Below are 14,566 nucleotides of genomic sequence, written 5' to 3' on the forward strand. Positions count from 1 at the left end.
TGAGCGTGGCGGATGCGACCCGCGCGGACGGGTCGGGCTCGATCGCGATCGGAGCCCACGCCACCCGCGGTGCGCAGAGCATCGGCGATCTCAGCATCGCGATGGGTGGGCGGGCGACGGCGACAGCGGTTGCCCTGGGCGGCATCGCCATCGGTAACAACACCACCGCCGGGGCGGAGGGTGCGGTCGCGCTGGGCGCATATTCCTCAGTGGCGGCGGGGGCTACCTCGGGTGTCGCGCTCGGTCGCTACGCCACCGTCAACGGCGCGTACGGCATCGCCCAGGGCGACAACGTGAACTCCGGCGCGATCGGCCGAAACGTCGCGATCGGCTCGTCGTCGACCACGGCCAATTCCTCTACCGCCGCCGGCGGCGCAGTCGCCATCGGCCGCGGCCAAACCGCCACCGGCAACGGCGCGGTCGCCATCGGCGACCCCAACACCGCCACCGGCACCGGCGCGGTGGCGGTGGGCGCGGACACCAACGCCAACGGGCAGGGCGCACTCGCGGTCGGCAACGCCAATACCGCTTCGGGTCAAGGCGCGGTCGCGCTCGGCAACGCCAGTTCCACCTCGGGGCGAGGCGCCGTGGCGATCGGTAATGCCAGCGCCGCCAGCGTCGCGGGCGCGGTGGCTTTGGGCGATGGCGCTTCGGCCAGCATCGCGCGCAGCGTCGCCTTGGGCAGCGGCGCGACCACGGCGGCGGCGGTCGGTACCGCCAGCACCGTCATCCGCGGTACCACCTACAACTTCGCCGGTGCCGCGCCGACCAGCACGGTCAGCGTCGGCGCCGCGGGCGCCGAACGCACCGTCACCAACGTCGCCGCTGGCCGCCTCAGCGCCGCCAGCACCGACGCGGTCAACGGCAGCCAGTTGTTCGCCACCAATCGGGCGGTCGAAACCCTCACCGGTTCCAACAGCACGCTCGACCAGACCGCGGTGAAGTACGACTGGAACGACGCCAACGCCAACGGCGCGATCGACCCGGGCGAGTTGAACCGCAATCGCGTCACCCTCAATCCGGGCGGCGCCGGCGCGACCACGTTGGCCAATGTCGCCGCGGGCGCTGTGTCCGCGGCTTCGACCGAAGCGGTCAATGGATCGCAGTTGTTCCAGACCAACCAGAACGTGTCCGGTCTCGACACCCGGGTGACCAAGACCGAGGGCGATGTCACCGGCCTCGGCAACCGTGCGACCAAGACCGAAGGCGATGTCACGGGCCTCGGCAACCGCGTGACCAAGACCGAGGGTGATGTCACCGGTCTCGGCAACCGCGTGACCACGGCCGAGGGCAAGGTCACCAACCTCGACAATCGCGTGGGCATCGTCGAAGGGCAGGTAGCGACGCTGGGCCAGGACGCATTGAAGTGGGATCCGGCCGCGAACGGCGGCGCTGGCGCTTACAACGCCAACCACAACGGCGCCGGCCCGAACAAGATCGTCAACGTGGCCCCGGCCGATCTGAGCGCGGCCAGCACCGATGCGGTCAACGGCTCGCAGTTGTTCAAGACCAACCAAGATGCGGTCGCGCTCGGCACCCGCGTGACCAAGAACGAAGGCGATATCGCCGCGCTCAGCACCGCGGTCGGTCCGACCGATCAGGCTTACCAGGACACCAACGGCCACGGCGTGCGCTACGTGCGCACCAACGCGGGAACCAACGCGCAGTCGGATGCTTTCGCCACCGGCGCCAACTCCACCGCGGTCGGCTACAACGCCCGCGCGGCGGCCGACGAAGCCATCGCGATCGGCGAAAACGCACTGGCCGACAAGCTCAGCGGTTTGGCGATCGGCTCGGGTACGAAGGCGGGCGAGGAATACGCCATCGCTCTGGGCGACAACGCGCAAGCCACCGGGAAATACTCGCTGGCCCTGGGCGATGAAAGCCGGGCGAACGGCGTTACGTCGATGGCCGTGGGCTCGGGTTCGAAGGCGGTCGCCGACCGCGCCACGGCGCTGGGCGCTGCCACCAATGCCGCGGGCGTGGGTTCGCTCGCGATGGGCAGCTCGGCCAACGCAACCGCCGCGGATGCGACGGCGATCGGTACAAACAGCGTGGCCAGCCATGACGGCAGTGTCGCCTTGGGTTCGGAGTCGGTGGCTAACGGCGCCAACCTCGGCAATGCGGCGTATGTGCCGGTGGCGTCGACCTACGCGGTGGCCGGTGCGGTGCCGATGGGCGAAGTTTCGGTCGGCGCTTCGGGCAGCGAACGTCGTCTGACCAATGTCGCGGCGGGCGCGGGCGATACCGATGCGGCCAACATCAGCCAGCTCAAGGCGGTGGACAGCAAGATCAGCTCGCTCGGCCAGGATTCGCTGTTGTGGGATCCGACCGCGAACGGCGGTGCGGGTGCGTACAGCGCCAATCACCTGGGCGCCGGCCCGAACAAGATCGTCAACGTGGCTCCGGCGAATCTGAGCGCAGCGAGCACCGATGCGGTTAACGGCTCGCAGTTGTTCCAGACCAACCAGAACGTCTCCGGTCTCGGAACCCGCGTGACCAAGACCGAAGGCGATGTCACGGGTCTCGGCAATCGTTTGACCAAGACCGAGGGTGATGTCACGGGTCTCGACAACCGCGTGGACAACGTCGAAGGGCAAATGACGACGCTGGGCCAGGACGCGTTGAAGTGGGATGCGGCCGCGAACGCGTACACGGCCAACCATAACGGTGCCGGCCCGAACAAGATCGTCAATGTGGCTCCGGCCGGTTTGAGCGCAGCCAGCACCGACGCGGTCAATGGTTCGCAGCTGTTCCAGACCAACCAGAATGTGGCCGGTCTCGATACTCGTGTGACCAAGACCGAAGGCGATGTCACGGGCCTCGGCAACCGTGCGACCAAGACTGAGAGTGATGTCGCTGGCCTCGGCGCCCGCGTGGGCAACGTCGAAGGACAGATGACGACGCTGGGTCGCGACGCGTTGAAGTGGGATGCGGCCGCGAACGCGTATACGGCCAACCATAACGGTGCCGGCCCGAACAAGATCGTCAATGTGGCTCCGGCCGATTTGAGCGCAGCCAGCACCGACGCGGTCAACGGTTCGCAGCTGTTCCAGACCAACCAGAACGTGGCCGGTCTCGACACCCGCGTGACCAAGGCCGAAGGCGATGTCACGGGCCTCGGCAACCGCATGACCAAAACCGAGGGCGATGTCACGGGCCTTGGCAATCGTGTGAGCAAGACCGAGGGCGATGTCACCGGCCTCGACACCCGCGTGGACAACGTCGAAGGGCAAATGACGACGCTGGGTCGGGACGCGTTGAAGTGGGATGCGGCCGCGAACGCGTATACGGCCAACCATAACGGTGCCGGCCCGAACAAGATCGTCAATGTGGCTCCGGCCGATTTGAGCGCAGCCAGCACCGACGCGGTCAACGGTTCGCAGCTGTTCCAGACCAACCAGAACGTGGCCGGTCTCGACACCCGCGTGACCAAGACCGAGGGCGATGTCGCTGGCCTCGGTAACCGTGTCACCACCAACGAAGCCGGCATCGCCGATCTCGGCAACCGCGTCACCAACAACGAAGGCGCCATCAGCAACCTGCAGAAGCAAGTCGGCCCGACCGATCCGGCCTACGCGCAACAGAACGGCGGCGGTATTCGTTATGCGCGCACCAACGACACCGGTCTGGCTCAGGACGATGCGCACGCGCAAGTCGCCGGTTCCACCGCCGTCGGCTACAACGCCGTCAGCTCGGCGGCCGATGCGGTCGCGCTGGGCCGCAACGCTCAGGCCAGCCATGCCGGCAGCGTCGCGCTTGGGGCGAACTCGGTGGCTAACGGCGCCAGCCTCGGCAACGCGGCGTATGTGCCGGTGGCGTCGACTCATGCGGTGGCCGGTACGGCGCCGGTGGGCGAAGTCTCGGTCGGCGGCACCAACAGCGAACGTCGCTTGACCAACGTCGCGGCAGGTGCGGGCGAGACCGATGCGGTCAACATCAGCCAGTTAAAGGCGGTGGAAAGCAAGGTGTCGTCGATAGGCCAGGATTCGCTGTTGTGGGATCCGACCGCGAACGACGGTGTGGGCGCTTACAACGCCAACCACCTGGGCGCCGGTGCGAGCAAGATCGTCAATGTGGCTCCGGCCGATCTGGGCGCGGCCAGCACCGATGCGGTCAACGGTTCGCAGTTGTTCCAGACCAACCAGAACCTGGCAGGTCTCGACACCCGGGTGACTAAGGCTGAAGGCGATGTCACCGGCCTCGGCAACCGCGTGACCAAGGCGGAGGGTGATGTCACTGGCCTTGGCGACCGCGTGACCACGGCAGAGGGCAAGGTCACCGATCTGGGCAATCGCACCGCTACCAATGAAGCCGGCATCACCGATCTCGGCAACCGCGCGACCGCAACCGAGGGCAAGGTCACCGCTCTGGACACCCGAGTGGGTAACGTCGAAGGTCAGATGTCGTCGCTGGGTCGGGACGCATTGAAGTGGGATGCGGCCGCGAACGCATACACAGCCAACCACAATGGCGCCGGTCCGAACAAGATCGTTAATGTGGCTCCGGCGGATTTGAGCGCGGCGAGTACCGATGCGGTCAGCGGTTCGCAGTTGTTCCAGACCAATGAGAAAGTGTCCGGTCTCGATACCCGCGTGGGCAAGACCGAGGGCGATGTCACGGGCCTTGGCGACCGCGTCACCACGGCCGAAGGCAAGGTCACCAATCTCGACACCCGCGTGGACAACGTCGAAGGGCAGATGACGACGCTGGGTCAGGATGCATTGAAGTGGGATGCGGCGGCGAATGCTTACAACGCCAATCGCAACGGCGCCGGTTCGAACAAGATCGTCAACGTCGCTCCGGCCGATCTGAGCGCAGCGAGCACCGATGCGGTTAACGGTTCGCAGTTGTTCCAGACCAACCAGAACGTGGCCGGTCTCGACACCCGCCTGACCAAGACCGAGGGCGATGTCACGGGTCTGGGCAACCGCTTGACCAAGACGGAGGGCGACGTCACCGGCCTCGGCAATCGCGTCGCCACGACCGAGGGCAACGTCACCAACCTCGACAACCGCGTGACCAATAACGAAGGCGCCATCACCAACCTGCAGAAGCAAGTCGGCCCGGCCGATCCGGCCTACGTGCAACAGAACGGCAGCGGTACCCGTTATGCGCGCACTAACGACACGGGCTTGGCTCAGGACGATGCGCACGCGCAGGTCGCCGGTTCCACCGCGGTCGGTCACAACGCCGTCAGTTCGGCCGCCGATGCGGTCGCGCTGGGTCGCAACGCCCAGGCCAGCCATGCCGGCAGCGTCGCGCTCGGGGCGAACTCGGTCGCTAGCGGTGCCAACCTCGGCAACCCGGCGTATGTGCCGGTGGCGTCGACCCATGCGGTGGCCGGTATGGCGCCGGTGGGCGAAGTCTCGGTCGGTGCTTCGGGCAGCGAACGTCGTTTGACCAACCTCGCTGCAGGTGCGGGCGACACCGACGCGGTCAACATCAGCCAGTTGAAGGCGGTGGAGAGCAAAGTGTCTTCGCTCGGACAGGATTCGCTGTTGTGGGATCCGACCGCCAACGCCGGCGCCGGCGCCTACACCGCCAACCACCTGGGTGCCGGTCCGAGCAAGATCGTCAACGTGGCTCCGGCCGACCTGAGTGCGGCCAGCACCGACGCGGTTAACGGTTCGCAGTTGTTCCAGACCAACCAGAACGTGGCCGGTCTCGACACCCGGGTGACCAAGACCGAAGGCGATGTCACGGGTCTGGGCAACCGTGTGACCAAGACGGAGGGCGATGTCACTGGCCTTGGCGATCGCGCAACCAAGACTGAGGGTGACGTCGCCAAGCTCGACACCCGCGTGGGTAATGTCGAAGGGCAGATGTCGTCGCTGGGCCAGGACGCATTGAAGTGGGATGCGGGTGCCAACGCGTACACCGCCAACCGCAACGGCGCTGGTCCGAACAAGATCGTCAACGTAGCTCCGGCCGATCTGAGTGCAGCGAGCACCGATGCGGTCAACGGCTCGCAGTTGTTCCAGACCAACCAGAACGTGGCCGGTCTCGACACCCGCGTGACCAAGACCGAGGGCGATGTCACGGGTCTGGGCAACCGCTTGACCAAGACGGAGGGCGACGTCACTGGCCTCGGCAATCGCGTCACCACAACCGAGGGCAACGTCACCAATCTCGACAACCGCGTCACCAACAACGAAGGCGCCATCACCAACCTGCAAAACCAAGTCGGACCGGCCGATCCGGTCTACGTGCAGCAGAACGGCAGCGGCAACCGTTATGCCCGCACCAACGACACCGGCCTGGCCCAGGACGATGCGCACGCCCAAGTCGCCGGCTCCACCGCGATCGGCTACAACGCGGTCAGCTCGGCGGCGGACGCGGTCGCGATCGGCCGCAACGCTCAGGCCAGCCACGCTGGCAGCGTGGCGCTCGGCGCAGGTTCGGTCGCTAACGGCGCGTCGCTGGGCAATGCGGCGTACCTGGTCGGTGGCACCGCCACCGGCGAGGTCAACGTCGGCACCCGCCGCGTCACCGGCGTCGCCGCCGGCGCCAACGATACCGACGCGGTCAACGTCGCTCAGCTCAAGGCGATCTCGGGCGGCGCGGTGCAAGTCGAACAGCGTGCGCTGAAGTACGACTGGACCGACAGCAACGGCAACGGCGCGGTCGATCCGGGCGAAGTCGACTTCAGCAAGGCGACCTTGGCCGGACCCGTCAGCAACGATGGCGGCGTCACTGGCGGCAGCAAGCTGAGCAACGTGGCGCAAGGTGCGGTCTCGGCGACTTCGACCGACGCGGTCAACGGCGCGCAGCTGTTCGCCGTTGCCGGCAAGAGCGATGTGGCCTACGTCGCCCAGAACGGCAGCGGTCTGCGTTATGCGCGCAGCAACGAAACCGGTCTGGCCCAAGCCGATGCGCACGCTCAGGGCGTGGGTTCGACCGCGGTGGGCTATAACGCCACCGCCTCGGCCGAGAACGCCATTGCAGTGGGCCGCGAGTCGATCGCCGGTCACGCCAACTCGGTCGCGATCGGTGCTGGTTCAGCGACCACGGCCGGTGCCCAGAGCGGTTACAACGCGGCCTATGTCGGCAGCAGCAACTCGACCGGGCAAGTGCAGGTCGGTGGCCGCACCCTCGGCGGCGTCGCCGCCGGTCTGGCGGGCGACGACGGTGTCAACGTGGCGCAGTTGCAGGCGAGTGTGGGAAGCGCGGTCGATCAGGCCAAGACCTACACCGACAACCGCATCAACCAGGTGGCCGGCAACGTCGTTCAGTACGACAACCGCATCACCACGGTCGAAGGCGACGTCAACAGCGTCAAGAACGGTTCGGCGGGTTTGTTCCAGGTCAGCCAGGACAACACCGCCGCGCCGACCGCGACGGGCGCCAACGCCGCCGCCGGCGGCGCGGGTGCGGTGGCTTCGGGCAGCGGCAGCACGGCGTTGGGCAACGGCGCTTATGCGACCGCCGGAAATTCGGTCGCGTTGGGCAACGGTTCGGTGGCCAATCAGGCCGGCACGGTCTCGGTGGGTTCCACCGGCAACGAACGCCGGATCACCAACGTCGCCGTCGGCACCGCCGACACCGACGCGGTCACCGTCGCTCAGTTGAAGGGTTACACCAATGGTGGGACGCAGTACGACAAGAACCCCGACGGCAGCGTCAACACCAACAGCTTGACCTTCAACCCGAACGGCACCGGCGCGGTGACCCTGCACAACGTCGCCGCCGGCAAGGCGCCGACCGACGCGGTCAACGTCGGCCAGCTGCAAGCCGGCGTCGCCGACGCGGTGGTCCAGGCCAACAGCTACACCGATGGCCAGGTCGCGGCGGTCCGCAACGATGTGTGGAAGCTCAGCGGCGACGTGCGCCGGGTGGAGCGCGACATGCAATCGGGCATCGCCACCGCGATCGCGATCAAGCCCGCGCCCTACGTGGCCGGCCGCACGACGTACTACGCCGGTTTCGGCGCGTACAAGAGCGAGGCCGCGTTCGGCATCAGCCTGCGCCGCACCGCCGAGAGCGGACGTTGGAGCGTGGAAGGCGGCGCGTCGAGCAACCGCGACGGCATCGGCGCCTACGTCGGCGTCAGCGGCGTGCTCGGCGACTGATCGAGCGTAACTGTCCGGCGTGCCGCGCGAGAAGGCGCGGCACGCCGGCGGTTTCGATTCCCAACCCATGCGACGCGGCCGAATCGGCCGCGTCTTCTTTCTGTCTAAACGAACCGTCAACGGGATATTTGCAATGAGCCCGCACATGATCGAATCGCGACCACACATGCTCGGCGACGAGCAGTGGCGGACCGTCGCGTCTTATCTTCCGAGCCAATACCAGGCCCGGATCATCAACAACACCGGCGACTACCGCGGCTTCATCGAAGCGGTGCTGTGGGTGGTCGACAACAACGCGCCCTGGACCAGCATTCCATGCAGTTACGGTTCTTGGCGAGCGATCTACGTGCGCTTTCTGCGTTGGGTCCAGGACGAGCATTGGATCGCGGTGGAGCTCGCACTGGGATTGGAGAGCGCGATGGCGCGCCGCTTGCGCGATCGGGTCGAACGCTACCGCGCCAACAACCATTGGCGCAGCCGCAAGGGGCGCTCAGGCTCGGGCGATCACGGCGGCGGCGAGTTCTACGAGGAAATCGCCGTGCGCTGGCCCGGCATGACGACCGTTTGAACGAAGCGAGCCGATCGTACTTTCCGATTCGGACCCGTCGAACGCGGCCCATAGAGCCGGGCATGCGAACGCGCAGTCCACGCTGTACCCCCTTTGCCCGCGTTCCCCTGCGCGGAGCTTCGCGTATGCAGGTCCGGACTCCCCGCTGGACGGTGCGACGCTTGCGCAGTCGCATCGGCTGTTGTGCGCCGGGCCGATTCCCGCAACGGGACGTCCGGCGCTTTTTCGTTCAGCCGACGCTCGCATGAAGCGTACGCGCGCATTCTCCTCGCGCGGAGTGTTTGCTTGCTCGGACCAAAAACGCGATCGCGAGCATCTGCGATGGGTTTGCCGCGGGCCGAGTTCCATGCGTACTAGCCCGCGCAGCGTATTTCCACCGTGGTCGGTAACGGCGACGCCGACGGCGCGCACCGCCATCGAATCGGCGACGACCGCCAGATCGCGCTCATCGCGACGCGAGCGCCTTGTCGCCGTCGAGCAGCGCGAAAAAAATTCTGCAAGCGATTCGCACGAGCTAGCGATCGCATCGATCGTTGGTTGTTCGCGACCTTGAAACGATGGCGTCGTTTGCATCCGTGGCTCCGGGCTGTCGAGCCCGAACGCGCCGTTTGGTCGGCTATCCGTTGCGTCGCGCCGCACCGAATCTTCGACAACCTCGAGGAGAAATCGCGATCGCGCATATGTGTGACTTGTTTACTACAGGTCGAAATTTCATAAGAGAAAACGTGCGGTAGATCACATTTTTTGTAGTCTGAGGTTGTCGATTGATACCGATGACATCTCGGACGAAGGCAGCTCGCCCGGATAAGAACCAATCGATCGGAACATCGTGTTTCCGTTGCCGCCGTCGTACCGCGGTCGACCAGGCGCAGATAGATAGGGTCGTCTCAGCGCGGGGTTTGTTCCTCGCCGGCGCCGTCGATTGTCCGCAGAAAAGCATCGGCAGTGCCGCTCGTTTTATCCAGCTTCGCTTGTAAGCACGAAGTCAATTTTCGAAAGCAGTAAACCTGCGAAAAATAAGGGACTAAACAATGAAGACTATGTATCGCGCATTTGGCGCGGAAGGCCGACTGTGCGCGAACGATCGCTCCGACGCTGAACCGTCGCGCACCCATTGGAGCGCTCTGGCGGTGTCGCTGGCGTCGCTGTTGATGATCGGGCAGGCGTCGGCAGCCGATCCCGGCGCAAGTTGCGCGATGGCCGCCGGCTCCTCCGGTGGCCCGGCGCATTCGCAGGACGACGGCGCATTCGCCTGCGGTAGCTCGGCGAGCGCGAACTACGGCAGCGCCGCGGCGTTCGGTACCCGCGCCAATGCCAACGCGACCACTTCGACGGCGCTGGGTACCGACACCATCGTCAACGGCGTGGGCGGAACGGCGGTCGGCAATCAAGCCAACGTCGCTCAAGCCGCTGGAGAAGGTACCGCGATCGGCGTTTCTTCCAGCGCCGCTGCCTTTGTCGGCACCGCAGTGGGCGGCCGCTCTTCGGTTTCTGGCAACGGCGGCACCGCTGTCGGTCATTCGGCCAACGTGAGCGGAAGCTATGGCACTGCCATCGGCAACTCCGCCGTGGCCAACGGCGACCGTTCGCTCGCGCTGGGTGTCGCCGCCAAATCCAGCCACGCCAATTCGGTCGCTATCGGCGCCGACACCGCCACCACGGTCGGCGCACAAGCCGGTTATAACGCCGCCTACGTCGGCACTTCCGATTCCACCGGCCAGGTCAATGTCGGCGGCCGCACCATCGGCTCGGTGGCGGCCGGCGTCGCCAACGACGACGCGGTCAACGTCAGCCAACTGCGCTTCGGCGTCAATTACGCCATCGACCAATCCAAGCAATACACCGACGGCCGCGTCAGCTACGCCATCGACGAGTCGAAGAAGTACACCGATGGTCGGGTCACCTACGCCATCGACGAATCCAAGAAGTACACCGACTCGCGCGTCGGCGAAGTCAGCAACAGCGTGACCAACATCATCAACGGTTCCACTGGCGTGTTTCAGGTGAGCCAAGACGACACTGCGCCGGCATCGGCGACCGGCGCCGGTTCGACCGCGGGCGGTGCGGGCTCGGTCGCCTCGGGCGATCGCAGCACCGCCCTGGGCAACGATGCGTCTGCGACCGGCACCAACTCCGTCGCCATCGGCGCCGGTTCGATCGCCGATCAACCGAACACGGTTTCCGTCGGCAGCGTCGGCAACGAGCGCCGGATCGTCAACGTCGCCGACGGCGTGGCCGGCACCGACGGAGCGAACATGAATCAGCTCAATCAGGTCCGCGACGGCGGCGTGCGCTACGACAAGAACCCCGACGGCACCACCAGCTACGAGCGGATCACGCTGAACCCGAACGGTGGCGGCAGCACCATCCACAACGTCCGCGCCGGCGTCGCGCCCACCGACGCGGTCAACGTCAAGCAGTTGAACGACGGCATGGCCAAGACCCTGACCCAGGCCAACGACTACACCGACAAGCGCATCGGCGATGTGCGTTCGGATTTGAACAACGTCAACCGCGATGCGCGCGGCGGCACGGCCGCGGCGATGGCGATGGCCGGCTTGCCGCAAGCCTACCTGCCGGGACGCAGCATGGCGGCGATCGCCGGCAGCTCGTATCAGGGCGAAAGCGGCTTGGCGGTCGGCGTGTCCACCATCTCCGAGAACGGCCGCTACGTCTACAAGATGCAAGGCAGCGGCAACACCACGGGCGATTGGGGCGTGACGGTCGGCGCCGGTCTGCAGTGGTAAGCGCGCCCTAGCGGCGAACCCGACGCGGCGCGAGATCTCGGGCCGCATCGGTCGACACCTTTCATCGGAACGAAAATAATGAAATTTCGCGAAACTCTCTTAGCATTCTCCATCCCGTTCGCGCTGGCCGCGTCCTCGATCCTCGCCGGCACGGCGCACGCCCAGTCCTACGAGCCGACCACCATCGAATTTCCCTCGCCCGATCGCGCGACGACCAAGGAAGGCGCGTTTCCCAATGTCGACAACGTGCGCAACATGGCGCCCGGCCTGAGCAAGAAGCAGGTTTACCAACTGCTCGGGACGCCTCACTTCAGCGAAGGCGTGTTCGGCGTGCGGGAGTGGGACTACATCTTCAAGTTCCGCGTCGACGGACAAGTGATCACCTGCCAGTACAAGGTGCTCTACGACCGCGACTACTCGACCAGCAGCATGCACTGGGCGCCCGAAGGTTGCGCGGACGCGGCGCTGAATCCGCCGGTGCCGCGCGCGCCGGCGCCGATCGCCGCTCCGCCGCCGCCGTCGGTGATGCGCTCGACCACGACCACTTTGTCCAGCGAGGCGCTGTTCGCCTTCGGCAAATCCGGCTTGGCCGACATGCTGCCCAAAGGCCGCGGCGAACTGCGCGGTCTGGCCGAGAGCATCAAAAGCGCCTCGCGCGCCACGGTTCGGGTGGTCGGTCATGCCGACCGCATCGGCAGCAGCGATGCAAACCTGGCCCTGTCGACGCGGCGCGCGCAGACGGTCAGGCAGGCGCTGATCAACGAGGGCATCGCGGCCAGCGCGGTCACCGCGCGCGGCGCCGGCGATTCCGAGCCGGTATCCGATTGCGCCGACGGTCTGAGCCGCAAGCAGTTGGTCGCCTGCCTGCAACCCGATCGCCGCGTCGAAGTGACCGTCGATTCCTACAACTGAGCTGCCGACGCCGGCCGGAGGCCGCGCTGCGCAATGCGCGCGCGGCCTGTGAGCTAGGCGGACAGGAAGGATGCCATGAAGAAAATTCTATGGAGTTTGTTGTTTTTGGCGACGGCACTGAATGCCGGCGCCCAGCCGAGCAATCGCAGCGCCGCCACCCAGTTCCCCGGCGCTTACGCGCCCAAGTACGCCCAGACCGATCCGAGTCAGCTGCGCGACGCTGCGATGCGGATCGCCGCGTCTATGGATGAAGGCAAATTCGCCGATATGTGGACCAGCGCGTCCAAGTCGATGCAGAGCAAGATCAAGAAGAAAGAGTTCGTCAAGCGCACCGGCGAGATGCGCAAAAAACTCGGACCGGCCGTCGGCCGTTCCTGGATCGTCATCCATCGCGAAATCGGCGGCGGCGCGGGCCTGCCTGCGGGACAGTACGCGAGCGTGGAATTCGAACTAGCTACTGCCAACGGCGCGCCGGTCAAGGAACTGGTGTCGTTCACGCTCGACGCCGACGGGGTGTGGCGGCTGGTCGGTTACGCCGTCAGATAAGCGCCGTTCGGCCGGGCGGCGGCGATCGGCGCCCGGCCGAAGCAGGCCCGACCAACCGGGTGTGCGAATGCGCGCCCCGCGCTGTCCTGCTTCGCCCGCGTACCCCTGCGCGGTGCTTCGCGTATGCAAGTCCGGATTCCTCCTGGGCGATGCGACGCTTGCGCAGTCGCATCGGCTGTTTTGCGCCGGACCGAATCCCGCAACGGGACGTCCGGCTTTTTTTCCATCGCCGTAGGCGCGGTGCATGAGCGCGCATTCGCGTCGCGCGAAGCGTTCGCCTATCCGGGCGGAAAACAGTAATCGCGCGCAGGTGTGATTTGTTTACTTCAGGGCGAAATTTCATAAGCGAGGAAATGCGATGCGCGTCACTTTTTATGTAGCCTGAGATCGTCGATTCATAGCGACGCCGCCTCGGACGAAGCTCGCTCGCATCACCAAGCATCAAGCGATCGTTCTTCGTTGTCGCGGCTGCGCCGAAGTCACGCGATCCAGAAAGAAGAATGGAGTCATCTCGGTGCGGGATTCCCTACGCAATCAGATAAGCGCGGTTCGGCCGGACGCCGGCGAAAGACGATGGGCAGGCGGCACGCGCAGGGCGATGTCGATGCAAGCCGATTGGCTGGGCGCACCGCCCGCAACGGCGTTCGACAGCGCCGCGCAGGCGACGGCCGCGATCTGTCTGTTGGCGCGGCGGCGGCATGGATCGCTGAGTTACTACCGGGCGGCCGACGAGGCGGTGTCGCCGTTTCTCAACGCGGCGCTGAGTTTGAACTTCCTGCGCATAGAGAGCCGGCAAGCCGGCTATGCCTTGCGCGAGCTCGGAAGCCTGACGGCGTTCGAGTATCTGTCGAACAATGAGCGCGATCCGCGCAAGCCCGAGCCGACCAAGACCTACGTTCGTTACGAAATTCGGCTCGGCATGCTCGGCTGCAAGTTGCGCGATCTGGGCTCGCTGAATTTCCGGGTCGCGGATTAGGCGCGACAGTCGACCCCTAAGCGTGGGCGCCGATGGTCAATTTGAGCTTTTTTGAAAGGATCGCATCGATGGTGAGAGCGCATTGGATCAAGGCGGCAACACTCGCAGGCATGGCGTTCGTCCTTGCTGTCGGCGTCCCCGCCGACGCGGCGAAAGCCAGTTTCATCGAATGCGGCCCGGCTTCGAACGGATTGGGCGTGGCAGCGGCCTCGGCCCGGCCGCGCGCGCTGGCTTGTCCGGCCGCGCTCGCCGTGGCCGAGGCATATCTTCGCGAGAGCGGCCGCGGCGCAGACAAGCGTTCCACGTTCAAGATCGCAGGCGCGGTATGGCGCTGCGAGGTTCGCGACCGCAGCACCCATCCGTTTATCGAATGCGCGATGCGCGGAAAATCGCGCGAGCGCGTGAGGATGTATTCCTGATGCGGAGCAGTGCCGCGCACGCATTGCGGAACGTCGCGACTCAAACTCGATCGATGGCGGGGGAGCCACCATGCGCAGAACGGACAAAGCGATCCATAGCGCCGCGGCTGCCGCGGTGTCGTTGGTTCTAGCGTCTACCGTGTATGTAGGCTTGCACGTCAAACCGTCGGGCGTCGCCAGGATGCCGTCGCCTACCGCATCTGGTTGCGCTATCGGCGCGTCGGCGGCGCGCGAAGCGCGAATCGCGGGTTGGGCAAGCGCGGCGCATGCGGCGGCGACATCGTCGCGACGATCATCCCAATGCCGGACGGTCAGATAGTCCGCTC

The 14,566-nt window shown here is 66.0% G+C and carries 7 protein-coding genes; all 7 read left to right on the plus strand.

Features of this window, described 5'->3' with window-relative positions:
- The first annotated feature begins 5 nt into the window (after positions 1–5).
- The 7 genes from V7787_RS26635 (at position 6) to V7787_RS26665 (ending at position 14,240) form a co-directional block, all read left to right on the plus strand.
- Positions 6–8,072 carry a hypothetical protein gene (locus V7787_RS26635; protein WP_336090276.1) on the plus strand — a complete coding sequence of 2,689 codons (8,067 nt, stop codon included), beginning with the start codon at positions 6–8 and terminating at the stop codon, positions 8,070–8,072.
- A gap of 145 nt (positions 8,073–8,217) precedes the next feature.
- Positions 8,218–8,640, plus strand: a complete 423-nt coding sequence (locus tag V7787_RS26640) for a transposase (protein ID WP_336090226.1) — start codon at positions 8,218–8,220, stop codon at positions 8,638–8,640.
- A gap of 1,031 nt (positions 8,641–9,671) precedes the next feature.
- Positions 9,672–11,387: a YadA family autotransporter adhesin gene (locus tag V7787_RS26645; protein ID WP_336090229.1), complete on the plus strand. Its 1,716-nt coding sequence runs from the start codon at positions 9,672–9,674 to the stop codon at positions 11,385–11,387.
- A 78-nt stretch (positions 11,388–11,465) separates the two neighbouring features.
- A complete protein-coding gene (locus V7787_RS26650) occupies positions 11,466–12,299 on the plus strand; it encodes an OmpA family protein (RefSeq protein WP_336090232.1) in 834 nt (277 codons plus the stop codon).
- Between the two features lie 75 nt (positions 12,300–12,374).
- Positions 12,375–12,845 carry a DUF4019 domain-containing protein gene (locus tag V7787_RS26655; protein ID WP_336090235.1) on the plus strand — a complete coding sequence of 157 codons (471 nt, stop codon included), beginning with the start codon at positions 12,375–12,377 and terminating at the stop codon, positions 12,843–12,845.
- A 598-nt stretch (positions 12,846–13,443) separates the two neighbouring features.
- Positions 13,444–13,821, plus strand: coding sequence for a hypothetical protein (locus tag V7787_RS26660; RefSeq protein ID WP_336090237.1), 378 nt, complete (start codon positions 13,444–13,446; stop codon positions 13,819–13,821).
- 32 nt (positions 13,822–13,853) lie between these two features.
- Entirely contained in the window at positions 13,854–14,240 is a 387-nt protein-coding gene (locus tag V7787_RS26665) for a hypothetical protein (protein ID WP_336090239.1), read from the plus strand.
- Positions 14,241–14,566: the final 326 nt, after the last annotated feature.

The sequence above is a fragment of the Pseudomonas sp. CGJS7 genome, from assembly GCF_036961695.1.